Source organism: Paenibacillus sp. R-74696, assembly GCF_055814915.1.
In genome coordinates this window covers 137838-163843 of record NZ_JBPULM010000018.1, presented here as the reverse complement: position 1 = coordinate 163843, position 26006 = coordinate 137838, and the positions used below count along the sequence as shown (strand labels likewise).

The 26006-nt window shown below is 49.2% G+C and carries 19 protein-coding genes; 11 read left to right on the top strand and 8 right to left on the bottom strand.

Features of this window, described 5'->3' with window-relative positions; genetic code table 11:
* Positions 1-20: 20 nt before the first annotated feature.
* Positions 21-488: an S-layer homology domain-containing protein gene (locus ACSR9A_RS05055; protein ID WP_473756016.1), complete on the top strand. Its 468-nt coding sequence runs from the start codon at positions 21-23 to the stop codon at positions 486-488.
* Between the two features lie 121 nt (positions 489-609).
* On the opposite strand, the gene ACSR9A_RS05050 is transcribed toward ACSR9A_RS05055, so the two are convergent.
* On the bottom strand, positions 610-1539 hold the full coding sequence (locus ACSR9A_RS05050; protein WP_473756015.1) for a DNA-binding domain-containing protein: 930 nt from the start codon (positions 1537-1539) through the stop codon (positions 610-612).
* A 4-nt stretch (positions 1540-1543) separates the two neighbouring features.
* Positions 1544-2815: a sensor histidine kinase gene (locus ACSR9A_RS05045; RefSeq protein WP_473756014.1), complete on the bottom strand. Its 1272-nt coding sequence runs from the start codon at positions 2813-2815 to the stop codon at positions 1544-1546.
* Between the two features lie 239 nt (positions 2816-3054).
* On the opposite strand from ACSR9A_RS05045, the gene ACSR9A_RS05040 reads away from it, so the two are divergent.
* The 6 genes from ACSR9A_RS05040 (at position 3055) to ACSR9A_RS05015 (ending at position 14609) form a co-directional block, all read left to right on the top strand.
* Positions 3055-4320: a cation:dicarboxylate symporter family transporter gene (locus tag ACSR9A_RS05040; RefSeq protein WP_473756013.1), complete on the top strand. Its 1266-nt coding sequence runs from the start codon at positions 3055-3057 to the stop codon at positions 4318-4320.
* 32 nt (positions 4321-4352) lie between these two features.
* Positions 4353-5774 (top strand): aspartate ammonia-lyase, encoded by a 1422-nt coding sequence (aspA, locus tag ACSR9A_RS05035; RefSeq protein WP_473756012.1) that lies wholly within the window; start codon positions 4353-4355, stop codon positions 5772-5774.
* A 46-nt stretch (positions 5775-5820) separates the two neighbouring features.
* The gene (locus ACSR9A_RS05030; RefSeq protein ID WP_473756011.1) at positions 5821-7248 is read left to right on the top strand and encodes an NAD-dependent malic enzyme; all 1428 of its coding nucleotides are present in this window, start codon (positions 5821-5823) and stop codon (positions 7246-7248) included.
* A gap of 619 nt (positions 7249-7867) precedes the next feature.
* Positions 7868-11458 (top strand): S-layer homology domain-containing protein, encoded by a 3591-nt coding sequence (locus ACSR9A_RS05025; protein WP_473756010.1) that lies wholly within the window; start codon positions 7868-7870, stop codon positions 11456-11458.
* A gap of 305 nt (positions 11459-11763) precedes the next feature.
* Positions 11764-13497, top strand: a complete 1734-nt coding sequence (locus tag ACSR9A_RS05020; protein ID WP_473756009.1) for a sensor histidine kinase — start codon at positions 11764-11766, stop codon at positions 13495-13497.
* On the top strand, positions 13494-14609 hold the full coding sequence (locus ACSR9A_RS05015) for a response regulator (protein WP_473756008.1): 1116 nt from the start codon (positions 13494-13496) through the stop codon (positions 14607-14609). The genes ACSR9A_RS05020 and ACSR9A_RS05015 overlap by 4 nt, the downstream gene beginning before the upstream one ends.
* A 120-nt stretch (positions 14610-14729) precedes the next feature.
* Here ACSR9A_RS05015 and ACSR9A_RS05010 read toward each other — a convergent pair whose 3' ends face one another.
* Positions 14730-15422 carry an MIP/aquaporin family protein gene (locus tag ACSR9A_RS05010; RefSeq protein WP_473756007.1) on the bottom strand — a complete coding sequence of 231 codons (693 nt, stop codon included), beginning with the start codon at positions 15420-15422 and terminating at the stop codon, positions 14730-14732.
* A gap of 217 nt (positions 15423-15639) precedes the next feature.
* On the opposite strand from ACSR9A_RS05010, the gene ACSR9A_RS05005 reads away from it, so the two are divergent.
* Positions 15640-16680 carry an alpha/beta fold hydrolase gene (locus ACSR9A_RS05005; protein WP_473756005.1) on the top strand — a complete coding sequence of 347 codons (1041 nt, stop codon included), beginning with the start codon at positions 15640-15642 and terminating at the stop codon, positions 16678-16680.
* An 82-nt stretch (positions 16681-16762) separates the two neighbouring features.
* Here the strand turns inward: ACSR9A_RS05005 and ACSR9A_RS05000 are convergent, their stop codons facing one another.
* The 5 genes from ACSR9A_RS05000 to ACSR9A_RS04980 form a co-directional block, all read right to left on the bottom strand.
* The gene (locus ACSR9A_RS05000; protein ID WP_341280185.1) at positions 16763-17569 is read right to left on the bottom strand and encodes a carbohydrate ABC transporter permease; all 807 of its coding nucleotides are present in this window, start codon (positions 17567-17569) and stop codon (positions 16763-16765) included.
* The gene (locus ACSR9A_RS04995; protein ID WP_341280184.1) at positions 17566-18453 is read right to left on the bottom strand and encodes a carbohydrate ABC transporter permease; all 888 of its coding nucleotides are present in this window, start codon (positions 18451-18453) and stop codon (positions 17566-17568) included. Before ACSR9A_RS04995 ends, ACSR9A_RS05000 begins: the two co-directional genes overlap by 4 nt.
* Before the next feature lie 87 nt (positions 18454-18540).
* A complete protein-coding gene (locus ACSR9A_RS04990; protein ID WP_473756004.1) occupies positions 18541-19917 on the bottom strand; it encodes an ABC transporter substrate-binding protein in 1377 nt (458 codons plus the stop codon).
* 168 nt (positions 19918-20085) lie between these two features.
* Complete coding sequence (locus ACSR9A_RS04985; protein ID WP_473756003.1) at positions 20086-21828, bottom strand: sensor histidine kinase; 1743 nt, start codon at positions 21826-21828, stop codon at positions 20086-20088.
* A gap of 7 nt (positions 21829-21835) precedes the next feature.
* Positions 21836-23392, bottom strand: a complete 1557-nt coding sequence (locus tag ACSR9A_RS04980) for a response regulator transcription factor (RefSeq protein ID WP_473756002.1) — start codon at positions 23390-23392, stop codon at positions 21836-21838.
* 361 nt (positions 23393-23753) lie between these two features.
* Here ACSR9A_RS04980 and ACSR9A_RS04975 point away from each other — a divergent pair, with 361 nt between their 5' ends.
* From ACSR9A_RS04975 to ACSR9A_RS04965, 3 genes are read left to right on the top strand one after another with little or no spacing between them, the layout of a single operon-like run.
* On the top strand, positions 23754-24434 hold the full coding sequence (locus ACSR9A_RS04975; RefSeq protein ID WP_473756001.1) for a Crp/Fnr family transcriptional regulator: 681 nt from the start codon (positions 23754-23756) through the stop codon (positions 24432-24434).
* Between the two features lie 29 nt (positions 24435-24463).
* Complete coding sequence (locus ACSR9A_RS04970) at positions 24464-25303, top strand: ABC transporter ATP-binding protein (protein WP_473756000.1); 840 nt, start codon at positions 24464-24466, stop codon at positions 25301-25303.
* A gap of 4 nt (positions 25304-25307) precedes the next feature.
* A complete protein-coding gene (locus ACSR9A_RS04965) occupies positions 25308-26000 on the top strand; it encodes an ABC transporter permease (protein ID WP_341280178.1) in 693 nt (230 codons plus the stop codon).
* The last annotated feature ends 6 nt before the right edge of the window (positions 26001-26006 follow it).

Sequence of the window (26006 nt, the reverse complement as noted above, 5' to 3'; positions counted from 1 at the left end):
TTATAGAAGGCCGTTCTACAATGAGCAGGATAGACAAAATTCTACATACAGGAGGAAGCGGGGGATCGGGTATATCAGGAGGGGGAACGGTGACGGTTCCGACAGCAACACTAGCTCCGACACCAACACCGACTCCGACTCCAGTACCGACATCACCGATGGTTGATGTATTTAATGACGGTATGGTTAACCAAGCCAACCTGGTTAAAACCATCGAAGCCAAGGTAGCAGAAGCGAAGGAAGCGAATATGGAGACTAAATTTGCTGACGTTACAGGACATTGGGCTGATAAGACGATTCATACATTTGTGAAGCTGCATTTTATTGATGGTTATGGGGCAGAACAGTTCAAGCCTAATGGCAAAATCACACGTGCGGAGTTCGCTATGCTTATTTCTCGCATATTCAATATTAGCGATGGATCTTTCAAGCCGAACCAAACGATCAGCCGAGAAGAAATGGTGATCCTTCTACTTAATCCTAATTAAATAAAAGCAGATCTGCCCTTGAGCGGGACAGATCTGCTTTTTCATTTTTCCGTAAAAGGGACGTATGGCGGAGAAGGAGCTGCAAGTCATTATGATGCAGTCTATCGCAGGCCGCTCCTATTTACCGCTGGCTCATTAGCTTTTTAGCTTCAAAATATAGGACCTGAATAAACTTCTTGGTGTTTTGGCGGATCAAGCTGGCGGAATCAGCCTCTTCATTCTCCAAATCCTTCATCCGTTTGCGGATATCGCTCAAATCAAAAAACTTGTTCGCGTATTGCTCGAACTTTGGATTCGCATAATCAAGCAACCCTAAAGAGGCCAAATGGGTTAACGCCTGATTCACCGTCCGCCGTACCCGCTGCTCGGCGGCTTTGCCCTCTTTTTTCAAGTCGGGTGCAGAAGCGGTGGGGCCTAGCTTCTTCTGGGCGAGCTGCTGGTAGGTTTCTTGAAGCGGAGGGAAGCCCTGCTCCAATGGATGATCGCGATCATAACGGAACAAATAATCGAGCATCTCCAGCAGGTCCTTGCAGCCGGCTTCGCCGATTAGCCCAAGGTCCGATAAAACGTAGTTTCCGCAAGTGATGATGCTTTTATCACTGGATGACGGGTCTTTCTCTGTTAATGCGCCGCCTAAGCCTAGGGAACTGAGCGATTTTTGAATATCTCGAAGCGATTGATGCAGACGCAGCAGCTCGGAAACTTTGCGAACAACCGAAATGAATTCCAATCGGTTGACGGGCTTGGTGATATAATGTTCAATTCCGAAGGAATAGGCTTTGCCGATCATATCCTTTGATTCCACTTGAGATAGCATGATGATTTTTCCCTTGAAGCTGCTTGATAGGGCTCGAACGGTTTCTATGCCGTCACGAATGGGCATCAGCAAATCGATCAGCACAATATCCACTTGCTTGAGGTCGAGCAAAGTATGATCGACATGCGCCCCGTCTTCCGCTTCGCCTACAACACTTCCCAAATCCTCATCCTCAATCATTTGCTCCAGCATGGAGCGTACGGCCGGATCATCATCAATAATAAAGAAACGCATCGTTCTACTCCTCCTTTCCTATTTGATCCACAGGCAGTGTGATCGTGAAAATAGTATCCTCTCCATCGCTGCCAGCTTGAACTCGGACGGTTCCGAGCAGCCGCTCTGTCTCTTGCTTGACGTAAGCAAGGCCAATGCCCGTAGAGGGAGTGCCGGCTTCATCGTATTTCGTCGTATATCCGGGCATAAAGATTTTCTCCCGATACTTGGGTGCAATGCCCGGGCCACTATCGGCTACGGTGAAAACAACAGCTTCCTGTTTCCGCTTAACTTCGATTCGAATAGTGCCTGTTTCATTTAATGCTTCAACGGCATTCACGACCAGGTTGTTGAGCAAGGACAAAGAAACGTATACGTGACACAAAGGAAAGACTCCCTCCGTGTGCAATGAGAAATCGATCTGCTTGCCGAGCGAGCGGGCATATTTCTGATTGGATCGTAGAACAATATCGACTAAGGCTTCCACCCGCATATATTCGCTTTCGTGCGTGATTAAGCCGGACAGTCCGGCATAAATGCGTTGATTGTCCTTTTTGATATCATGAACCTGTCCGGCAATTTGCAGAGCCTTTTGAGCCAGCTCTTCAAGCGGCGCGGGATATTCAGCTTTTAACGATTGATAGAGTCCGTAGCTGTCCCGAGCGATGTTCTCGGCATTGTGCAGCGTTTTCTTCAATTGAATGGATTCCTCATACAGCTCCGAGATGAGCAGCAGCATCTTCTCATTCTCCTTGCGCGTCAGCTCTTCGGCCGCCTTCGACTGCCGCAGCATGACGAGATTGAATAAGGAAAGCACAAAGAAGCTTCTGAAAATCCCGATGAGCAAAATTTGATTCCAAGTTGAGAAGCTCACGACCTGCTCCGTAACTGAATAGCGTATCAGCAGCTCTGTGAGCGATGCAGCAATTTCAATCGTCACGCCTAATAAACCGAGAATAATGGGGCGATTATGATAACGATTCAGTCGTACAGCTCTAAATGCCACCGCATAGGTCAAATAATAGAAGAATACCGGATAGTGGTGCAGAAAAGCAGCGTCCCAGCTTCTGGCCGGTTCGATGGCCACCTCAAGCCCCGTGCGAAAAAAGGTAACCGCGGCACCGACAAGCAGGCCGGAAACAAAAGGGGAAGGAAACCTCAGCCAGAGTAAAAACAAGAAGAAGGCTGGTGTTCCCAAACTGACTCGAAAATCATTATGAAACGGATAAAAATTCAATTCCCCCGCAAGCGGCACCGAAACAACCATGAGCAGAAGCAAAAGCCATTTGTCTCTCAATGCTGCATCCCAGCCCCCTTTCTTGCATGACGTAACAGTCATTCGACATCATTTCCCATTTTCCTTCGTGAAAAGCGCCCTTCTGTCTCCTCATTATGCCGAAATTTATAAATTCTTATAACGAATTTGTAGATTCGAATAGATTTGTGTAGCTTGCCCATACAATGAGACCATTCAAAGAAACACCGAAACTACACAAAATGAAAGCGCTTAATAACCTATAGAAAAGGGGAAGCATGATGAAAAAATTTGGTTTGGCTTTTCAAATTTTAGTCGGCCTCGTATTAGGGGTAGCCGTAGGGGCTATCTTTTATGGCAACCCAACCATCGAAAGCTACTTGAAACCGGCAGGAGACATTTTCATACGATTAATCAAGATGATTGTCGTTCCGATTGTCGTCTCCTCCCTGGTTGTCGGAATAGCGGGTGTAGGAGATATTAAAAAGCTCGGCAAGCTGGGTGGGAAGACGATCCTTTATTTTGAAATTGTCACGACAGCAGCTATTGTTTTCGGCCTGCTCATCGCGGATATTTTTCAGCCCGGTGCCAGTGTCAATATGGCGGGGTTAGCCAAGTCGGACATCACGAGTTATGTGGAAGCAACGGAAAAAGTGACCAATCATAGCTTCATGGATACATTTGTGAATATTGTTCCGAAAAACATTTTCGAATCCTTAGTAGCCGGCGATATGCTCGCCATCATCTTTTTCTCAGTATTTCTAGGTCTGGGCATTGCCGCTATCGGTGAAAAAGGGAAGCCGGTTCTTTCTTTTTTCCAAGGTCTTGCCGAATCGATGTTTTGGGTAACGAATCAAATTATGAAATTTGCTCCAATCGGCGTCTTTGGATTAATCGGCATGACGGTATCCAAATTTGGCATCGCCTCGCTGCTGCCTTTGGGGAAATTAGTATTGGCCGTGTATGTGGGCATGATTTTGTTTGTGGTGCTTATTCTTGGCCTAATTACGAAAATATGCGGCACCAGTCTTATATCGATCATTCGCATTTTGAAAGATGAACTCATACTGGCGTACTCGACAGCAAGCTCCGAAACAGCGCTTCCTAAGATGATGGAGAAGATGGAAAAGTTCGGAGTTCCGAAATCAATCACCTCTTTCGTCATACCGGTCGGATATTCGTTTAATTTAGATGGGTCAACCTTATATCAAGCGATAACGGCATTGTTTATTGCGCAAATGTACGGCATTCACATGCCGATTAGCTCTCAAATTATGCTGGTGCTCGTATTGATGCTGACTTCGAAGGGAATTGCCGGGGTGCCGGGCGCTTCATACGTCGTTCTGCTGGCCACCCTTGGATCTGTCGGCATTCCGCTCGAAGGGCTTGCCTTTATCGCGGGTATTGACCGGATTTTGGATATGGCCCGTTCAGTAGTCAATGTCCTTGGAAATTCCATTGCCGCGGTTGTTATGGCGAAATGGGAGAAACAATATGATCAGAGTAAGGGACAACAATATTTGGAGACGCTCAAAAAAAGTTCATAAGCTCATAAGCTCATAACAAGGGGGAACGTCCAATGTCAGCTCATTTCAGAATCGAAAAAGATTTTCTTGGCTCTAAAGAAGTGCCGGAAGACGCCTATTATGGCATTCAAACGATGCGAGCGGTAGAAAACTTTCCAATTACTGGCTACCGCATTCATGAAGAGTTGATTCGTGCGATGGCCATCGTTAAGCATGCGGCGGTTGCAGCAAACATGGAGATTAGACAGCTGAACCCAGACACTGGAAGAGTGATTATGCAAGCAGCACAGGAAGTGATGGACGGCAAATGGCATGAGCAATTTATCGTTGATCCGATACAGGGCGGAGCGGGCACGTCTATTAATATGAATGCCAATGAGGTCATCGCCAATAGGGCGATAGAGCTGCTCGGAGGAACCAAAGGCGATTATTTTAAAGTCAGCCCCAATACGCATGTGAATATGTCCCAATCGACCAACGATGCCTTCCCAACGGCCATTCATATTGCAACGCTTGTTTTAATTGAGAAGCTGCTTGCGACGATGGAGGAAATGCTGGCGACGTTTCGAAAAAAGGCCGTGCAGTTCGACGGCATTATCAAGATGGGACGAACACATCTTCAGGATGGCGTACCTATTCGACTTGGGCAGGAGTTTGAGGCATACAGCCGTGTTCTGGAGCGTGATATTAAAAGGATTAAGCAGACCCGCGGCCATTTGTACGAGGTCAATATGGGAGCAACAGCTGTTGGAACCGGCCTCAATGCTGATCCCCGCTATATTAAGCGGGTCGTTGAATCGCTTGCCGAGCTTAGCGGATTGCCGCTTACTAATGCAGAACACTTGGTCGACGCTACGCAAAATACGGATGCATATACAGAGGTGTCCGCTGCGCTCAAAGTATGCATGATCAACATGTCCAAGATCGCCAACGACTTGCGCTTGATGGCTTCCGGGCCGCGTGCCGGATTCGGGGAATTGAATTTGCCCGCCCGCCAGCCGGGTTCGTCCATTATGCCGGGCAAGGTCAATCCGGTTATGGCGGAGGTCGTCAATCAGGTGGCGTTCCAGGTCATCGGCAATGATCATACGATTTGTTTGGCCTCTGAAGCCGGGCAGTTGGAGCTTAACGTCATGGAGCCTGTGCTTGTATTTAATTTGCTGCAATCTCTCAGCATGATGAATCAAGTATTCAAAGTTTTCAGGGCCCATTGCTTGGAAGAGATCGAAGCGAATGTGGAGCGCTGCAAAGAGTATGTGGAGAAAAGCGTCGGAGTTATCACTGCGCTCAACCCGCATCTTGGCTATGAGGTCGTAGCCCGAATTGCGCGCGAAGCCATTTTGACAGGCCGTCCGGTTCGTGAGCTATGCCTGCTTTACAATGTGCTGACGGAAGAGGAGCTCCAAATCATTCTCGATCCGTATGAGATGACAAACCCGGGCATTGCGGGAGTGGAGCTGTTGGACAAGAGATAAAAAAGCCATTTTCATAAATAGAGTGACCAAAAAAGGAGAGAGCGACATGTCCGTAGCAAATGGTGCCAGCACCTATATGATATTTCGGCTGCAAATTGATAAACAACTAACTTCTCTTGGCGATATCGCCGCCGCGATTGAAAGGATAAGCGGGGATATCGTGGGAATTGATGTGATCTCGTCGAGCCGTACGAGCACCGTCCGCGATATTACCGTTAACGTATCCGATCAGGCACACAGCAAGCAGATTGTCGAATCGCTTGAGAAGCTGCAAGGCGTTAAAGTCATTCATGTGTCGGACCGGACCTTTCTTGTGCACTTGGGCGGTAAAATTGAGATTACCTCCAAAATTCCGGTGAAAAACCGTGATGATTTATCGCGGGTATATACCCCCGGTGTCGCCCAAGTTTGTACAGCGATTGCGGAACAGCCGAATAAGGCCTACTCGCTGACGATCAAACGCAATACGATCGCCGTTGTTTCTGACGGAACGGCCGTACTTGGGCTTGGCGACATCGGGCCGATGGCGGCCATGCCCGTGATGGAGGGCAAGGCCATGCTGTTCAAAGAATTTGCTGGTGTGGATGCTTTTCCGATATGCCTGGATACGAAGGACACCGAAGAAATTATCCGCATCGTAAAGGCCATCGCTCCGGCATTCGGAGGCATCAATTTGGAAGATATTTCGTCACCGCGCTGCTTTGAAATCGAGGAGCGATTGAAGCGGGAGCTGGACATCCCCGTGTTTCACGATGACCAGCATGGAACGGCTGTAGTCATCCTGGCCGGGCTGCTCAATGCGCTCAAGATTACCGGCAAGCAAATGTCGGATATTAAGGTCATTGTGAATGGTATCGGCGCAGCGGGCATTGCTTGCTCGAAGATGCTTCTGGCGGCAGGCGTGCGCAATTTAATCGGTGTGGACCGCGATGGCGCCATTAGTCGGAGCATCTCGTATGGCAATCCTCATTGGACGGCATTTGCCGAGCTAACGAATCCGCATCTGGAAACAGGCAGCTTGTCTGAAGTGATCAAGGGAGCGGATGTATTTATTGGCGTTTCGGCTCCGAATATTCTCAAGGTCGAAGACGTCCAGTCCATGGCGCAGGACCCAATCGTCTTTGCAATGGCTAACCCCGTACCGGAGATCGATCCGGAGCTGGCCGAGCCTTACGTTCGAGTTATGGCGACAGGGCGGTCCGACAAGCCGAATCAGATCAATAACGTGCTTTGCTTTCCGGGAATTTTCCGCGGCGCCTTGGATTGCCGGGCGAGTGAAATCAATGAAGCGATGAAGCTTGCGGCCGCTCAGGCAATTGCATCCGTTGTGACGGATGAAGAATTGAGCGAAACGTATATTATTCCGAGCGTATTCAACCAGAAGGTAGTGGAGAAGGTAAGAGAGGCTGTTATAGAAGCGGCCTATAATACCGGAGTTGCCCGAAAAAGATTGAGAGACTCCAATAAGGAGTAAATTCTGCCACTGTAATTGTTACGGTGCGTTGCGTTGCGAAGCTTACTCATAGGAGCAGTTATCACAAAAGCGTTCTTTTGTGATAACTGCTTTTTATCGTTTAGCCAGCAAAAACTGGTTTACCCAGATCATGCAGACCCGTTTTCAAAATCTACCTTGTACCCTGCCGCAGCTTTCCCTTCAAAATCTCAATGATAGTTTTATCGGGAGTGCAGAGACCTACTGCTACAGAAAGCACTGTGACGGAGACCGCGCAGCTTTGGGAGCTCACTCCTTTTTCGGCGGACTGAGCTTCCGCTATTCTAGCTCTTAATCCCATTTCAGGTCGTAAGCGGACAGGAGATTCGCTATTGCTCTCACATTCCTCTCAAAATGAAGGTAGGCAGCACATTAGCGGCTCCTGTGTCCGCAGCCTGTACCCAAACCAGTGATTCGGTTGAAATAGCGGCTGCTGTGTCCTCCAAGTCGTGCCATTCCCTATAGTAGAGGGTAGAAGTTTAAACGCTGGCTTCTTTCGGGACCTAGCCAAAAGTCTTTCATTATTCTTTCACGGGGATTTGTTAAAATTTCAACAAGGGAATTTCAACCAAAATTTTTGGCATGAAAGAAGGTGTACATATTGTTATTTAATCAAGCAAGAAAGATGGTTTACCCTGTACTTATCCTCGTGCTGTTAATGGGATTACTTACACCCTATGGGCGGAATACCGTTAATGCAGCACAAGAGGGCATGCGAAGCGTGAAGGGCGTACAGATTTCCGCAGGAGCTAACCATTCCATCATGTTAAAAGCGGATGGTACCGTCGTCGCATGGGGACACAATAATGTGGGCCAAACGAATGTGCCGATCGGCCTTGCCCATGTCATCTCTGTTGCAGCTGGGAGTGATCATTCACTCGCCCTAAAAGCAGATGGCACAGTCGTCGGATGGGGAAACAATAGCGGAGGGGAAACGACAATTCCGAATGAATTAGCAGCGGGAGGGGTAAAAGCCATTGCTGCAGGAGGAGGCTCTTCGCTCGCCTTGAAAGCGGATGGTACGGTCGTGGTGTGGGGCAATAATGCCTATGATCATTTGAGCATACCCCCAGCAGCAAAGACGGATGTAGTCTCAATCGCTGCCGGAAAAGAGGCTTCGTTCGTATTAAAGACGAATGGCACGGTCATTGCATGGGGGAGCAATCCCACATCGAATGTCCCTGTTGGTCTGAGTAACGTAGTGTCAATCGCCGCAGGAGCCTTTTTTGCGATGGCATTAAAATCGGATGGATCGATCGTCGCATGGGGACTTAATTCAAGCGGTCAAGCGGTAATACCCACTGATGCAGCAGATGGTAAAGTAGTATCGATCTCTGCAAACAGATCGACTGCAATGGCCCTGAAAGCGGATGGGACTGTTGTTGCATGGGGAGAAAATGGTGCAGGACAGGCGGATGTACCTGCGGGACTGAATGATGTGGTTGCGATTACTAACGGCTGGTTTCATTCACTTGCCCTGAAAGCAGATGGTACAGTCGTTGCGTGGGGTTCTAATGGGAATGGACAGAAGAACATTCCGGCAGGCTATGCTTCCCCCATTAAAGGAAGCAGAATTGCTGCGGGCGGGTCCCATACGCTCGCTTTGAAATCGAATGGAACTCTCTCCGCATGGGGAGACAATGGCGATGGACAAAGTGCGATACCGGCTGGACTAGGAAGCGTGGAGTCGATCGCTGGAGGAGCTAGTCACTCGCTTGCGCTGAAATCGAACGGTACCGTCGCTGCATGGGGAAGCAACAGTAATGGCCAAAGTACCGTTCCTGTCGGTCTCGAAAATGTAACATCGATTGCGGCGGGAGCCAATCATTCGCTTGCGTTGAAAGCGGACCGCACGATTACCGCATGGGGCAGCGATGTTTATAGTGAAAGCACGGTTCCGATCGGATTAGATAAAGTAGTTGCTATTGCCGGAGGAGAGTTTCACTCGCTCGCCTTGAAAGCGGACCATACGGTCATTGCATGGGGAAGAGATAATGATGGTCAAAGCACGGTGCCAGCTGGAGTGGATCAAGTCATGTCCATTGCTGCTGGGGACAACCATTCGCTAGCCTTGAAATTGGATAGCACGGTCGTTGCCTGGGGGAATAATGATAGTGGTCAAAGCACGGTTCCGGCTGGATTGGACCAAGTCGTGTCCATTGCTGCTGGAGCTGACCATTCACTTGCCTTAAAAGCGGACGGCACCGTCGTCGCTTGGGGAAGCAATGCTAGCGGTCAGATTAGTGTGCCAGCTGGCCTCCAAAATGTGGTGTCCATCGCTGCTGGAGCTGAGCATTCACTTGCCATAAAAGCAGATGGAAGCGTCATTGCCTGGGGGAACGACGATTATGGTCAAAGCACCGTACCAGGCAAGCTGATCGATTTAAAGCTGCAAGAAGGGGATTTTACGGAAGCCTTTGACGTCTCCGTCACATCGTACACCTATTATTATGATGGGCAATCGTTATCCAGTGCCCATCTAACGCCAACGATGACAGATCCAGATGAAATTTTGGTCTATGTGAATAATCAATCTATAACGAGCGGCAATGCGGCAACAATCAATGTGGCGGGAGCAATAGCGTATACAATTATTCCTGTTCGCGTCGAGCCTTATTTCTATCCAAACCAAGCGTACAGAATTGCGCTAGAAATCGATTCAACTCCACCAGAGGTAGCATTCAGCATAAATGGAGGAGTAACGTCTGCAGCAAGCGCCTCAAGCAAAGTCACGGTTAGTGACACGCAAAGCGGCGTGGAGCCTTCCTCAATGCTGTATGCGTGGACGCAAGGCACAGCTGTTCCGACCGGAGGCTGGACGGCTTTCAATAACGAGGATACATTAAGTCAGACCAATGTTAATGGCGACTGGTACTTGCACATTCGAGCCTTAGACAAAGTAGGCAATGTGGTCGATGCCGTATCTAATCCCTTTATACAGGATAATAACTCGAAACCCGTCGTTGCATTCAGTGGCTTTAACGATCAGCAGTCATTCGTTGTGCCGCCGGCCCAAGTCTCCGTGACTGTGAGCGAGTCGGTATATTGGATCCATGATGGGGCTCTGCTGACTTCTGCAAATGCACAGCCTCTGATCAGCATGACGAAGGATGGACAAGCCTTTTCCTCTTATACGACAACGTTTGATGAGTCTTTGCTAACCTACACGTTGACGTTAAACGGCACGCTTAGCACTGGCTTGTACAGAGTGAATGTAGCTGGGGGCGAAGTGGAAAATGAATATGGAAATGTGCTTGATGCAGCAGCTGCAAGCTTTAGCGTAGTGAGCGCACCAACCTCTCCAACCTCACCATCCTCACCATCCGTAACGCGCTCTAGCGATGCAAATCTGGCGTACTTAAACGTCTTTGCAGGCGGTAAGGCTATAGAGCTATCGCCAATATTTGCACCCGGGACTACGGAGTATATAACGAGTACGAATACCAAAGAAGTCGAGCTGCAAATGGCGCCTGCTCATGCCATGGCAACAGCTAGGCTGCTGGGAGAACGCGTAATTAAGACAAAGACGGTTCCTTTAGTAGTGGGAGAAAATAGTGTCACCATCACGGTTCAAGCCGAGGATGGAACGATAAAAACGTATACGTTAAAGATTAATCGCATTTCCGATACTGGGAACGCAGGCTCTTCATGTACCTTTGAAGATATTAATAATCATTGGGCTTCATCAAATATTTGCGAAGCAGCAAAGCTTGGAATTGTGGAGGGTATGAGTGCTGAAACTTTCGTGCCTAATGGCTACGTAACTCGGACAGAGTTTGCTCTTATGCTGCTTCGCACCCTTCAAATCCCGGTTGGCAATGAATCGATTACGATGCCCTTTAGCGATAAGGACAGTATTCCAGTCTGGGCCCAACAGGCGGTTCAGACAGCAGTAGCTGAGGGTATACTCGAAGGGTATTCCGACGGGACACTAAGGCCGCAGCAAACGGTAAGCCGGGCTGAAATGGCCGCCATGGTCTCCCGGGCAATGAAGTGGGAGATTGATACTCAGGAAGGTGCTTCCTTTACCGATGATGCAAGCATTCCAGCCTGGGTCAAAGCACATGTTTACAATGCCCGTGCGAATGGGCTGATAGAGGGCAGGGAAGGCAATAAATTTGTGCCAGCCGGTTTGACAACTAGAGCCGAAGCTACTGCCTTGCTGTTGCGGCTTTGGAACATTCTTTATTAATCTAACAAATCTTTATTTAATAGGCTGCAGTACTCATCCCCCGATGCTGCAGTGCCCATCCCCCGATTTATGAATTAGATTGGCTGGGCCTATCATTGATTAATGATAGGCTCGGCCAGTCTTTTTTTTTGACTTTCTATATACGCTGCGGTCTCATCCCCCCACCCCATGCTGTCGAATAATAGGTTTATTTGTTGAAATAGGAGGCGGCATATATTGCGCTCTATGGTTTCGTATTCGTATACTGTATGAAGAGAGTAGAAAGTCATTATTCTATTTATGTCAAATATAGAGGGACCTTCCATATGGATTTCACAATAGAGCTCGTCTCTATGATTGCTTCATTGATAATGATGGGAATTATTTTATTATCAGAGTATGGTTTTAGAAGAGTGCGCGGAGTGGGCTATCTCATTGGTTTGACGGTATGCCGAATGATTTACTCTGGTGCTATCATTTTGGAGCAGAACCGTCCCCTCTTACTGGAAAAGCTGATTTTTCGTAATGTTCAGCATACGATGCTTAATTTAATGGTGCCTTTCTTAGTTTTATTTGTGTATTATTTGATCGGCTCCGACAAGGTTATTAAGCTTCGATGGAAAGTGCTGCTGTTCACGGTATTCGTGCTATGGTCGCTGCTGGTATGGTTCGACCCCGAGCTTCACTTGATTTTTCGCACGATTGAGCTCTATAATGGCGAATTAATAACGACAAAAACCATTTATTCCATCCTATTTACGCTCTTTTGTTACAGCATCGTGGCTGTATGTATTTATTTTTTAATTCATTATGTGCGAAATATTCGAGATGATTTTCGCAAGCCAGGCATGTGGGTTCTAGGTCTAGGATCATTGCCACTGGTGCTTGAGATTATTAAATTCGTGAATCCGGAAATGTCGTCATGGCTGCTAAGGCTCTCGGTTTATTGTGGATTTACAGGTATGATCATGATGGTCATTGCCATGCGGTATAAGTTTTTCTCTATTGTTCCTTATGCTAGGGATGCCGTGCTCGACACGCTTCAGGAAAGTATATTGATTGCAAATGCTTCAGGAAAGATCATCGACAGCAATAAAAAGGCTGTTCAGTGGTTTTTAGAGCTGGGTCATGCCGAAATTTATGACCGGGGAATGGCGGAGCTGCTAGCACCATGGCCGCAATGGCAGAAGTTGTGCATGTCTATGCAGCAGGGCAGTGTGGAGATTGATACTTGGCTCAATGGCGAGAGGAGAATTTACAGCATAAACGTATATCCGCTGCAAAAGCAGAGCAAGCATACGCAGGGCAGTATTTCCCTTATCTTCGATATAACAGAGAAGCAGCGCCATTTGGAACAAATCGCACAGCTTAACCAGCTGAAGGATCAACTGTTTACGATCGTCTCTCATGATATTCGCAGTCCACTGGCCTTGCAATTTCAACTAGTGGAGCTTCTAGAAGAAGACAGAAACAAAATGGCGAGCGATCACCGGGAAATCGTTGAGGCGCTGGGTGGCCAGATCCGTAATACGCTCGGCATAGCCAATAATTTGCTGGAGTGGTTTCGCAGCCAGCGGGAAGACGTGATCCTCCGGCCACAGCTGCTGGAGCTGTCTGAGATTGTAGAGGAATGCTTCCATCTGCTGCATATTACTAGCGAGGCTAAACAAATAAATGTACATCACACCCTTGCTGCAGAGACTTATGTATATGCTGATCAACAGGTGCTTGGCTTAGTTATCCGCAATTTGTTATCCAACGCAATTAAATTTACTGGGCTGGGCGGGTCTGTTCATATAGGGGCCGAGTTATCGGAGGATATGGTGATCATTTCAGTCCGTGATGATGGAGTTGGAATGGATGAGGATCAGGTTCACAGGCTGCTTAGTGAGCAGCAGCTGGACTCATTGACGGGCACTTTAGGAGAAAAGGGAGCGGGACTAGGTCTGCTTGTAAGCCGGCAGTTTGTCAAACTAGGCGGGGGAAACTTATGGGTGGAGAGTAAATTAGGACAAGGAAGCCTATTTCAATTCAGCGTGAGAGGCGGAACAGAGCGATGAAGGTGGTTATCGTTGACGATGAGCCTGCTATGCTGCTTGCTATGAAGCGGCTGTTGTCTACTATGGACGACGTAGAGCTTGTGGGAAGCTTCCAGAAGGCTGCTGAGGCGCTGGACTTCGTTCGGGCAAATGACGTGGAGCTGGCATTTTTAGATATCAGGATAGCTGGGGATGACGGTCTCGAGCTCGCCCATAGCTTGCGTTCGCTTCGTGCTAAGCTGGATATTGTATTTACGACATCCCACTCTGAATTTGCCATTGAAGCTTACGATGTTTATCCATTGGACTATATGGTTAAACCGGTTTCCCGAAAGCGCTTGGCCAAGACCATTACACAAGCGGCTAGAAGACAGGACGCTTCTTCCCATCCTGCGGAGGATCTTACGACTAATCGACTAGTGGTTCGCGGCTTAGGGTGTTTCGAGGTGAGCAGCAGGCAAGAAGGTGACGTAAGATGGATTTCTAAAAAGAGCATGGAATTATTCGCTTATTTGCTCATCAATCATGGCCGCAGCACCTCTAAAACCCGTATTTTAGAGGATGTTTTCCCGGAAATGCCTCTTAAAAATGCAGAAACGTATCTCCGTACAGCGGCATACCAGCTTAGAAAAGTCTTGTCACCGCATGGGTTGAAAGAGGTGGTCATCTCAGCGCAAGAGCAGTATCGGGTTGATTTGGATCATGCCGATGTCGATTTTATCCAGTTTGAGCAGCAGGCGAAGGCTCTATATGAAATCCATGCATCCAATGCAGAGACGGCTATAGAGCTGGAGAAGCAATTTACTGGCGATTTGTTTGATGATAAATCTTTTGAGTGGGCAGCTGTGGAGCGGGAGAGACTAGCCATTATCTATGATTCCTTGGCTAAGCGTCTTGCAAGCTGGCTGCTGGACCAGAAGCGATTTAGAGAAGCGGCGCAAATAATGAGAAGAATGGTAGCCCGCAATGAATTTGAAGAGGAATCAAATCTGCTGCTGCTGAAAATTCTCGTGGCTATGGGGGATCGGCAGTCCATAAGCAGCTATTATGAGCACTATACGCAATTGTTGTTTAATGAGCTTGGCCTCCACCCTTCAGAGGAATTTCTTCAGATTTATAAATGGTATCAGTGATCGCCTTCTCATCTATTGAGGGGGTCTTTTTTTATGGAAAAATACACGTAAAAAGGCTGCTGGAAAACCTCCCAGCAGCTCTCTCCTCCCGAAATTCCTCAAAACGAGCTTGAAATCATTTTAGGCTTGCTTCCCCTTAGGGCTGTTCAGCCACTTGTAAGTGGCAACGGCCAGTACCGAGCCGGCAAGCGGGGCAATAAGAAACACCCACACTTGGGATAACGCTTCGCCGCCAAGCAGCAATGCAGGGCCCAAGCTTCTTGCCGGATTGACAGAAGTTCCGGTTAAGGCGATGCCAAGAATATGCACAAAAGCGAGCGTCAGTCCGATAACGAGGCCCGTTACATTTCCATTGCCCTCAGTGGAGGTGACGCCCAGTATCGTATAAATAAATACGAAGGTTAAGATGATTTCGACTATGAATGCCATCAGCGCTGAAATCCCGATTCCATACCCAGGGCCAAAGCCATTCTGACCAAGCCCCGTTGTGGGCAGGCCTGCGGACACAATAATTGCGTACAAAATGGCGGAGCCAGCAAGAGCACCAGCGATTTGCGAAACCACGTACCCAATGAAATCCGCCCCCGTTAGCTTGCGGCTAATAAGCATGGCAAGTGAAACCGCGGGGTTAATATGACACCCCGATATTGGACCGATGACATAGGCCATCGCCACAATAGTCAGACCGAATGCCAATGCAATGCCCAAATAGCCAAGCTCACCTCCCGCTGTAGCGGCACTGCCGCAGCCGAACAGAACAAGCACGAATGTTCCAATGAATTCGGCAGCATATTTTTTGAATGAAGCGTTCATCAACTTACCTCCCAATGATTAAATATCCTTTTGATTATAAAGGAGGCATATTTACAAAAACTGAACATGGGGCGGGGAAGGGCAGAGCTCCCTATTTTCTCATATACAACCAGAGACGGTGCCTTATTTCATCCATGAGATGGATTTAGAATAATCGGCAGTGGAGTATTATGGAATCATTAGCTGATAGATTATGAATTTGAAAGGAACGCATGAAATGAAAAACATTGTAAAACCAACCTTGATCATTAGCATCGCGCTTATTGCGCTAGTCTGTCTAACCCTCTTCTTCCCGACATGGACGCCTCGTATAAAAGGCGAGAATAGTATAAGTGTGCTGGAGCACGTTGATCTGAATGGGACCAAACAAGAGATTATGATTAGGGGCAACAATCGAAATAATCCGGTTATTTTGAATGTGCATGGAGGGCCAGGCGCTTCGGAAATTCCCTTTGCAAAAAGCATGCAGGATCTATTGGAAACGAAGTTTACCATCGTTAACTACGATCAAAGGGCCAGCGGCAAATCCTATCATTTTAACGAGGACTATTCTAATCTTTCCTCTGATTTGCTGGTGAAGGATCTGCTGGCGGTAACGGATTACGTTGCGGAACGGCTGGGCAAGGAAAAGATTATTCTGATCGGTCATTCATACGGTACCTATCTTGCTACGCAAGCTGCTTCAAGAGCTCCTGAAAAGTACGAAGCCTATATTGGAATCGGTCAAATGGGGGATACGGTAGAAAGCGAGATCGACGCTCTGCATTACGTTCTGGGACAGGCACAAGTAGAAGGAAACGCCGAGGATACCGCACAACTGGAGCAATTGCAGGAAGCTATTGAGACGGGTGGGGCTCTGACTCCTCGCCACTATGTCAATAAATACGGCGGGGCATCCAGACTAACCAAAATTCCAGACGGTTCTCTGGTGAATTTGATGTTCACCAGCGAATACAACTTGCTCGATGCCATCCGTTACAACAAAGGGATGACCCAATCCCAGGGGATATTAATTGAGGAGGTCTTTAAACATCCATTGCCTACCTTAGTCAATAAGCTGGAGCTGCCCTTCTATTTTGTTATGGGGGACTATGACTTTATGACTTCATCCCATGCAGCTCGGAACTATTTTGACAGTATTGATGCTATGCACAAGGAATTCCTTCCTTATGCGGAATCGGCGCATTACCCGCAATATGAAGAAAAGGAACGTTTTGTTAAGTGGATGTCGGATACCTTTCTAAAGTTAGAAAAATAACGAATAGGCTCCCCTTGCGGCAGACAGGTTTGTCATAAAACCTGTTGCTGTAGGGGGAGCCTAGTCATATTGCCAATAACGTCTAGCCTTTAACCGCTCCAGCGGTCAAGCCTTTCATGAACGTTTTGGAACCAAGGATAAATAAAATCAGGACGGGAATCGTCGTCATTGTAAGTGCGGTCATTCGTGCCGCGTAATCAGTCCGATGCACGATGCCTAAATTCGAGATGAAAATCGGGAGCGTGTACCACTCTGATTTGTTGATTGTGACGAGAGGCAGCAAGTAGTTGTTCCACGACCATAGGAACACCAGTGTCGCCAGCGTCGCCAAACCCGGCTTCATAATGGGCAGCACGATGCGGACGAAGATTCCAGGCTCCGAGCAGCCGTCAATGCGCGCGCATTCCAGCAGGTCGTTTGGAATCGAATCGCGCATGAATTGGATCATGAAAAATGCACCGAACGGGAATGCTGCCCATACGAGAATGACCGGCCACAGCGTGTTTCCGACACCGAGATGTCTCATTTCGATAATATAACCGATCAATCCAACTTGGGTCGGCACCATCATGGTGATGATAACGAAGGTCTGGAGCAGCTTGCGTCCGCGGAATTCAAACTTCGCCACGGCGTAGCCGATCAGCGTGCTTGTAAATGTCGCTAGCACGACGGATACAATCGATACGATCAAGCTGTTTCCGTATACTTTGATAAAGTCGGCCTGCAGTACCGTCTTCAGATTTTCCCCCAAATAGCTGCCTGGAAGGATAGGAATCCCTTTGAATAGATCCTCGCTGTAATGGGTCCCCATTACGATCATAATATAGAACGGAAATAGCGAGAGCAGGGAGATGACAATTAGACAAAACCACATGCTGGCTGCTTTCATCGTTTGTCCTCCTTAGGTGCTGTAAGTTTGTAGCTTAGAATGGAGAATAATACGATTAGCAAGAACAGCGAGTAGGCAATAGCTGAAGCGTAGCCGAAACGCGTGTTGGAACCGAATGACTCATCCACGAATTTCCAAATAATGGTTAGTGCTGTGTTGTCAGGACCACCGACCTGCGCCGAGCCTGACCATCCGCCATAAAGCAGCTTCGGTTCATCGAATAATTGTAAGCCGTTAATAACGGATGTGACGACGAGAAATACGATAATGTTCCGAAGCAGAGGCATTGTGATTTTACGGAAGGTATGAAGCCCTGTAGAGCCGTCCATCTTAGCGGCTTCGTATACGTCTTGCGGAATGACCGTCATGCCAGCCATGAAAATAATCATAAAATACCCAAGATTGCGCCATATGACCATTAGAGCGATAATCGCTCTGGAGCCCCATGGGTCCTGAAGCCAGTAAAAGGCTTCGTCCAGTAGTCCGACTTTCGTAAGGAGCAGGTTCACGATTCCCGTTTGCCAGTCGAACAAATAAGAGAAAATAAAGCCGATGGCTACTGGTGTCGTAATATATGGTAATACATTGATTGTCTGAAATAATCTCTTGCCACGCGTCAAATGGAAAGTCCAATACGCCAGCGTGAGCCCTAGAATCAAGGTTACTGGAATAAACATAGCCATCATGATCAAGGTGTTCCACAAGGATTTAATAAACAAAGGGTCATTCGTCCAAAGCTGTACATAGTTTTTAAAGCCGACATACGTCTTCTCACCTATGCCATTCCAGTCATGCAGACTGAGCACGAATGAGTATAGGACTGGATACAATTGAAACGCCGCATACGTCAGCACGAAAGGCAGGGCGAAAAGATAGGGCCACATGCGTGGCCCCCATCTGCGTTTGCTGGATGCGGCGGAAGTCTTAATTATGCGTTCCGCATTCACGGTCATCCCTCGTTTTCCCAAAATTTACTTAACGGTCGCATCGGACGCTTTATTCTTCGTTTCCTGAATGAACTTCTGCAGCGCGGAGTCGGAAGTAACCGATCCGTCCTTCATCCATAGCGGGTACAGAGCGTTAAATACAGAGTCTACGACGGAATCGTATTTGGACTGTGCCTCGCCTTTCATATCGGGAACGATATTTTCGACAAAATATTTCGCGAGGTTTTGGCCGCCGAAAAACTCGTCGTAAGGTCCTGGCGCGTCGATGAGCGCTTTTTGAGTTTCATAGAATGACTTGGAGCTGGTCATATTGCCGAATGTCTTAAAGTTGAATGCGGAGCCTTCTTCGGACAAGTAGGCGTATTGGATGAATGCCCAAGCCGCATCCTTAACCTTGCTGTCCTTGTAGATGCCGATCGCTGTTCCACCGCGGGTAAATCCGCCTTCTGGCGCTTTGAGGAGACCCCAGCGTCCCGAACCATCGGGATCATTCGCTGAAATATGCCATTTGGCTCCCCATGGTGCCATTGGATAGAACATGAACTCGCCTTTCGCCATGGAAGCCGACCAAGCGGGTGTCCACAATTCATTTTTGCCAATAATGCCAGCGTCGCGCATCTCAAACAAGCGGTTCAAAGGCTTTTGCAGCTTGCTCGTCAAATCGATTTCTGTGCCGTTTACGTAGGAAACAAAATTCTGTCCTTTTAAAGCAAGAAAGGCATCGCCAAGACCAGGGAACATGAGCACCTTGTCAGCACTCTTCTCTTTAAGCTCCTTGCCGGCAGCGATGAAATCATCCCAGGTTGAAATCTTTTTCTCTAGCTCAGCTGGGTCGTCCGTGCCCCAATATTGCTTCGCCAAATCTCTCCGGTAAGCGAAGCCTGCGGGCGTTAGCGATTGATCAACGGCAATGACTTCGCCCTTGGAATTAGAGACGTAAGGCACGACGTAATCTATAATGGTGTTTTTATCGAAGTTATAAGGCGCCGCTTCAAGGTTGTCGAGCACACCAAGGTCAAACAGCTTGCCGCGGTAGGCCGACTCTCCAAGAATGACGTCGGGAACGTCAGAGCCGGAAGCGATGCCGCTTTGCAGCTTCTGCAAGTAATCGTTCGGATTAACGACGGTTACTTCGACTTTGATGTTCGGATATTTTTTATTAAATTCTACGATCATGCCCTTCTGGAACGCTTCATCCCAATCCCAGACTTTCACGGTGCCGCTAATCTGCGTCGGATCGGTGCTGGCCGCAGTCGACACCGCAGGAGCAGCAGTGCTTCCATTGTTGCCCGTACCGTTGTCTACAGTGGTGTTGTTGCCGCCGCAGGCTGCGAGCAGCCCAGTCAGCATCATCACAGATACGAAACCGCCCACCCATTTGCTCTTCTTTTTGATGTTCACGTTGGTGAGTCCCCCTAAAATAGTTTTGTAAGTGCTTACACTGCTATCGTAACTCAGGACCCTATTAGCCGGTAATCAGCCAAAACGGCGATTTCGTATAAAATCCGGTGATCCCCTCAATTTCTACGCGAAACGGAAGCATTGCCGCCAGAGGATGGCGAAAGCCGTTTACGCTTGCTCCGTCCAAGGAAGCATAATTCGTATAAGGGTTCCTTGGCCCCATTCACTAGATACTTCCAGACGCGCCGATGCGCCAAAATGGGTTTGCAGCCGGTCTTGGATATTGGACAAGCCAATTCCTCTTGTACGCTCCGGTTCTTGTCCCACCTGCCCCATGTGCATCCTCCAGCCTTCTTCGGGAACCGTCATGCCTTGTCCGTCGTCTTCCACTTCCAAGACAAGCTGTTCTCCGTCCCGGTAAGCCCGCACAATAATCGTGCCCTCCTCTAGTTCCGACGGTATGATGCCGTGCACAATCGCGTTCTCCACGAGCGGCTGAAGCGCCATTCGGGGAACCGAACGATCAAGCAGTGCTTCGTCGATCTCCCAGATGAGCCGGAATTGGCCAGGATAACGCGTCTGCTGGATGACCGTGTATTTGTCGATGATCCGTTTCTCCTCCGACAGAGGTGCGCGTACAGCCCCTTCCCCCGTCTTAATCGTATTTTGCAAAATGGAGATGAGCGCCTGCGTCACTTCGGCCGCTTCAGTCCCGCGATTGGCATGGGACAAGTAAATGACCGTATTTAAGGAGTTGTACAAAAAATGCGGATTGATCTGGGCCATCAATAAATCGATTTGCATTTGCCGTTTCAAGGTTTCGTTCTGGACGGCAGTATCCATCAGGCTTTTCAAGTCTCTGACCATTCGATTGAAGCCTGTGCCTATAATCTCAAGCTCGTCCCCGCTGCGAATATGGACGCTTGTCCCGAGATCGCCGACCGCGACGCGCTTCATCGCATTCGTCAGCCGGATCAATGGCTTCATCAAATTGACAATAATGGGCAGCATGACGACCAGTGTTACAATAATGGCGGTAACAATGATAATGATATAGAAAAAGAACACGCGATTAATTTTCATAAATAATTTGCTCTTAGACAGCAAAGCCGCCTGTTTCCAGCCCTGGTTCATGGCATCGTCCATCAATACGATCGTGCGGGCGTCCTCCGCGAATGGCTCGCCAGATTGCAAGACGCTCGTCATGAACGACCGGTCTGCTTCCGGCAGCTTATCATTGGCCTCAAGCAGCAGGGCGCCTGAGCCGGTGAACAGCTCGATTTGCTCGAAATCCTGCGCGCTTTGCAAAAAGACGTTTGCTAATTCGGAATAGGCGATATCGATGACAAGATAGCTTTCCGCGTCTAACTCCTGCCCGATGGGGCGATATTTCAACACGTAACTAAAGACCTGACGGTTGCCGCTAATAAAAAAGAACGGATGCGGCTCGCTGTAGGCAGCGCGTGAATTTTTCATTTTCACAAACCAGTCCTGCTTCAAGTACTCGGAGAAATAGTCCTCGTAACCGCTATAGTTGGAATAGGTTTCCTCCTTCGGCGTAACGATCACGACGTTCAGAATAAAGTTGCTGAGCGCCACAAACCGCCCGAGCTTCTCCTGCACGGCTTGCTTGCGGAAGTAATTCACCTCAATATCCTCGCTTGCTGGCGCGTGAATGAGAGCTGTTATTTCCTCGTCGGATACGATGTACTCCGCTGTCTTAACGACCTGCTCTTGAATCTTATTGAGCTGAAACGAAATTTGCGCGAGCTTCGTCCGGCTGTCCTTGATCGACTGCTCGCGAATAATATCCTTGGCGTAGTCATAGATGAAAAAGCCGCTAAGAATAAGCGAAATGGAAACGACGAGAACGGTGCTGGCAATTATCTTGGTGCGTATCCTCATGCGCATTGTAAGGTCACCTGCGTTTCTCCATATATTCGAGCGGGGTCATGCCCGTCAGCTTGCGGAAGACTTGGCTGAAATACTGCCCATTGCGGAAGCCGACCCGGTCGGCGATTTCATAAACCTTGAGGTTTCCCTCATCCAGCAGCTGCTTGGCCTTCTCCATTCGGATTTCTGTAAGCCGGTCGAGCGCTGTCTTGCCTGTCTCCAGCTTGAACAGGTGGCGGAAGTGGTCGCGTGAAATGCCGAGCTGCCTTGCAAGCGTATCTGCATCGAGCTCGGGATCGCCGTAATGGCGCTCCATCTGCTCCAGCGCTTGGCGCACCTTGCGGGATACTGTGGGCGATCCGGCTGACATTTGTGCAAGCGTATTCAACTCTAGCAGAAACCAATCGCGAATACCCGCAAGCGAGGACCAATCTGCTCTCGTGCCCGGGCCAGCAGCCCAAGTCTCCGTTAGAGATGGCAGTCCACAAGTGGCGCGATAGCGGTTCAGCAGGTTGACCAGCTGCCGACACAAGTCCGCGAATCCGCTGGCATCCTTTGCTATCAAAGCTAGCGAAAATAAGGCCGAAACCTCGCGCGCAGCTTCTTCATATTGGCTCTCCGATAGCCGTTCCTTCGTCTTCCCGAGGCCTTCTTCCCACTCCAGATGTGAGGGGGGCTTCTCGTCCTCACGCTGAAGCTCGTTCAATCGGAACAAGTGGCCAGGGCTATGAAACATCGCCTGTGACAGCCATTTCAATGCTTCAGCCAGCTTTCCGGGAACGTCCGCCCGATTTGGCAAACCGTACGCCATCGCCATGGATGCAGCGCGGCCCGTCAGCTGTTCGATCGTACGCCGTGCCTCGGCCGCCTTTTCCTCAAGCAGCTCCCGCATCTTGCTCTCGCCCCTGCTGCTCTTATCCCCGTAAATGAGAACAAAGCAGCTTTCTAGAAAGGGGATCGCCGCTAGCAGGCTGGAATCTCTTACATCGGGCCACTCCGTCGGCCATTCCGGTTTAATTGGCATAACACCGGGCAGCAGCGGCATCATACGGGCAGGCTCGAGCACCAGCAGATGAAACCGATCGAACGCTTCGCCCACGCCCGCTGTCGCCGTCCTCCACTGCGTGTCCGACAGAGGCCTTCCGCCGAGCCAATCAACGAGCAGTCTTCCGCGGTCATTTTTCTGGAGCCGCCTATCGGTTTCAATGTCCTCCCTTAAACCGCCGAGCTCTCGCTTGACCGTTTCCGCATCCATCTCATGTTTAATCCAATAGTTGGACACGCCCAGCTTGAGCGCTTCTTTGGCGTACTCAAATTCTTTGTGGGAGGTAAGCAGCACGATTTTCAGCGCCAGTCCCTCTGCCAGCAGCTCCTTGCTAAGCGCCAGCCCATCCTTGCCGGGCATGACGATATCCATAATAATCAAGTCTGGGCGATGCTCTCTCGCCAATCTTATGACCTGAGACGGCTTGTTCGCCGTGCAGACGATCTCGTAGCCGAGCTGCTGCCACGAAATTAGATTTTTCATATGCTCAATCGCCAGCACTTCATCATCCACGAGCATCACTTTAACCCAGTTCATTTGTTTCGTGCCTCCATATTCTTAATGCTTTAAATTTATCATTCTTTTGCGCCATGTATCTAAATACAACTGAGCCTGTCCCTTTCAATAAATGACAGATGATTTGAGAACCCAAAGGTGTTCTTAGAGATGGACTAACTTTCGCCAAGTATACGACGAAAACCTGAATATTTGTATTTTTTATAAGACCGTTCCTCACCTTATTCTTTTCTGTTACTACCATCTCCGACAAATAAACCAATGATACGTCTTATATTTTGTCGGCTAGCCGACTTTTTTTGTTTTAAACCATGAATTATAATTGTAAATACCGATAGGTAAACTTTGAATTAGCCAACAGCAAGAGAAGGGTGGAACGACGATGGACCAAGAGGGTATGTCCTTCTATTGGGAAGGAACCGTAACGAATAACGGTGAAGCCGAGCAACTCGCGTTAGCGAAGCTCTTCCAGGAATTTGGTTCTTCTTGTGGCATGAAGAAGAACTCCTTTATTTTCAGGAGCGAGGAAGAAAGTCAGGAGATCTATTTCGTCCAGGACGGACTGGTGAAGATCTCGCAGTTTGCGCAAGAGGGCCAGAGCATTACCTTGTTCCTGAGGCACAAGGGCGAGGTGTTCGGTGCGGCCGAGGTGCTGACGGGGCAGAAGAGACAACGCTATGCGCGATGCATCACGGACAGCCGGATTCTCTCGATTCCGACTTCCCAATTCACCAGCTTGCTGAAGAAACATCCGGATGCCCTCTATGCGCTTACGGTGGTCAACGCCCGTCGTCTGCTGCAGACACAGCGTTACGTAGAGACGCTCATCTCACGGCCGGTTGCCTGGAGGCTGGCTCAGCTGCTAATGCAGCTCGGAGTTCGTGTGGGGAAGGAGACGGTCGTCACGCTTTCGCTTACCCATGAGGAGATCTCCTATGTCATCGGCTGCAGCAGGCAGACGGTTACGGAGACATTGGGTCGATGGCGGGAGGAAGGCATCATTCGCTATGAGAAGAAAATGGTTGTCATTCACGATACCAACGAGTTCCAACAGCACTTGTAACGATGTGGAAAGCCATGGGGGGCGGGAGCATGATTCGGGTAGAAGGAGTAGGCAAGACGTTCGCGCAACGGGGTAGAGCGGGCTATACTGCGTTGGAAGACATTAACTTCGAGATAGGGAAGGGAGAGTTCGTCTCCATCCTTGGTCCTTCCGGCTGCGGCAAGTCCACACTGCTTAACTTGGTAGCAGGTCTAGAGCGGACGGATCACGGCCGAGTAGAAGCGAACGGCAAGGAAGTCACGGCCCCAGGGCCTGATCGAATCGTCGTATTCCAAGACCATGCACTGTATCCTTGGCTTACCGTGCTGGAGAACGTCGCATTTGGTCTCAAGCAAAAGGGAATCAAAAAGAAGGAGCGCCGCGAGCGAGCCATGGAGCAGATCCGGGCTGTCCATTTGGGGAAGTTTGCGGACCGCTATCCCCACGAGCTGTCGGGCGGGATGAAGCAGAGGGTGGCGATAGCGCGGGCGCTCGTTATGGACCCGGAGATTCTGCTCATGGATGAGCCGTTCGCTGCACTGGACGAACAGACTAGGCTGCTGCTGCATAAGGAATTGGAGCAAATATGGCTGAACACGCGGAAGACCATTCTATTCATCACGCATAACATCCGGGAGGCGGTCATACTGTCGGACAGAGTGCTCGTCATGTCTACACGGCCGGGACGGATTAAGAAGGAGTTCCGCGTACAGGCGGCACGGCCGCGGGAGCCTGGCGATTCACTTCTGCACCATATCGAGAGTCAGATTATGGATACGTTGGCCGCTGAACTGGAGAAGGTGGCGAAGGAGGAATATGGCAATGACTACACTTTGGAGAAAAGCCCTCTTTCTCATTCTACTGCTAATAATCTGGGAGACGGCATATAGGACAATGCATTGGGGCTGGCGCTTTCCATCGGCACTGCAGACGATGCAGACATTCTACGATGGGATGGCCAATGGGCAACTGCTAGAAGCGACGCTTAGCAGCTTGAGGCGAATCCTCATCGCGTTCGTCCTCTCATGCGGCATCGGCATGACACTCGGCGTCTTGTTCGCTCGGAGCCGGCTGCTGGACGAGACGTTCGGATTTGTCGTCGTCGCTCTGCAGACGGTGCCGAGCATCGCTTGGTTACCTTTCGCTATCATATGGTTCGGGCTGAACGACTTCGCCGTTGTGTTCATCACGACGATTGGGGCGACATGGACGATGACGATTGCGAGTCGGAGTGGGATCAAGAACATTCCTCCAATCTATCTGTTGTCGGCGGAGATGTTTGGAACAGGCCGCGGGTTCCGACTCTTTTACCAAGTGATGATCCCTGCAGCCATACCACAGCTCATTACGGGCATGCGCATGGCCTGGGCGTTCGCCTGGCGGGCACTCGTCTCCGGTGAGCTCATTGCGCGCGGCATCGGTTTGGGGCAGCTGCTGGAGGAGGGGCGAAGTCTCGGCGACACCTCTCTTATGCTCTGCATCGTACTCGTGATCGCGATTCTCGGTACAATCTCCGACCACCTCGTCTTCAAGCGCATAGAGGAACGGATCTGGACCCAGTACGGTCTGAATGCTGCCAAAACGTAAGCTTAA

Bases quoted from the DNA above. Each gene is read 5' to 3' on its own strand.
- ACSR9A_RS05055 (WP_473756016.1), top strand. From the start codon at position 21: ATGAGCAGGATAGACAAAATTCTACATACAGGAGGAAGCGGGGGATCG.
- ACSR9A_RS05050 (WP_473756015.1), bottom strand. From the start codon at position 1,539: ATGCGTTTCTTTATTATTGATGATGATCCGGCCGTACGCTCCATGCTG.
- ACSR9A_RS05040 (WP_473756013.1), top strand. From the start codon at position 3,055: ATGAAAAAATTTGGTTTGGCTTTTCAAATTTTAGTCGGCCTCGTATTA.
- aspA (WP_473756012.1), top strand. From the start codon at position 4,353: ATGTCAGCTCATTTCAGAATCGAAAAAGATTTTCTTGGCTCTAAAGAA.
- ACSR9A_RS05030 (WP_473756011.1), top strand. From the start codon at position 5,821: ATGTCCGTAGCAAATGGTGCCAGCACCTATATGATATTTCGGCTGCAA.
- ACSR9A_RS05020 (WP_473756009.1), top strand. From the start codon at position 11,764: ATGGATTTCACAATAGAGCTCGTCTCTATGATTGCTTCATTGATAATG.
- ACSR9A_RS05015 (WP_473756008.1), top strand. From the start codon at position 13,494: ATGAAGGTGGTTATCGTTGACGATGAGCCTGCTATGCTGCTTGCTATG.
- ACSR9A_RS05010 (WP_473756007.1), bottom strand. From the start codon at position 15,422: ATGAACGCTTCATTCAAAAAATATGCTGCCGAATTCATTGGAACATTC.
- ACSR9A_RS05005 (WP_473756005.1), top strand. From the start codon at position 15,640: ATGAAAAACATTGTAAAACCAACCTTGATCATTAGCATCGCGCTTATT.
- ACSR9A_RS05000 (WP_341280185.1), bottom strand. From the start codon at position 17,569: ATGAAAGCAGCCAGCATGTGGTTTTGTCTAATTGTCATCTCCCTGCTC.
- ACSR9A_RS04995 (WP_341280184.1), bottom strand. From the start codon at position 18,453: ATGTGGCCCTATCTTTTCGCCCTGCCTTTCGTGCTGACGTATGCGGCG.
- ACSR9A_RS04985 (WP_473756003.1), bottom strand. From the start codon at position 21,828: ATGCGCATGAGGATACGCACCAAGATAATTGCCAGCACCGTTCTCGTC.
- ACSR9A_RS04980 (WP_473756002.1), bottom strand. From the start codon at position 23,392: ATGAACTGGGTTAAAGTGATGCTCGTGGATGATGAAGTGCTGGCGATT.
- ACSR9A_RS04975 (WP_473756001.1), top strand. From the start codon at position 23,754: ATGGACCAAGAGGGTATGTCCTTCTATTGGGAAGGAACCGTAACGAAT.
- ACSR9A_RS04970 (WP_473756000.1), top strand. From the start codon at position 24,464: ATGATTCGGGTAGAAGGAGTAGGCAAGACGTTCGCGCAACGGGGTAGA.
- ACSR9A_RS04965 (WP_341280178.1), top strand. From the start codon at position 25,308: ATGCATTGGGGCTGGCGCTTTCCATCGGCACTGCAGACGATGCAGACA.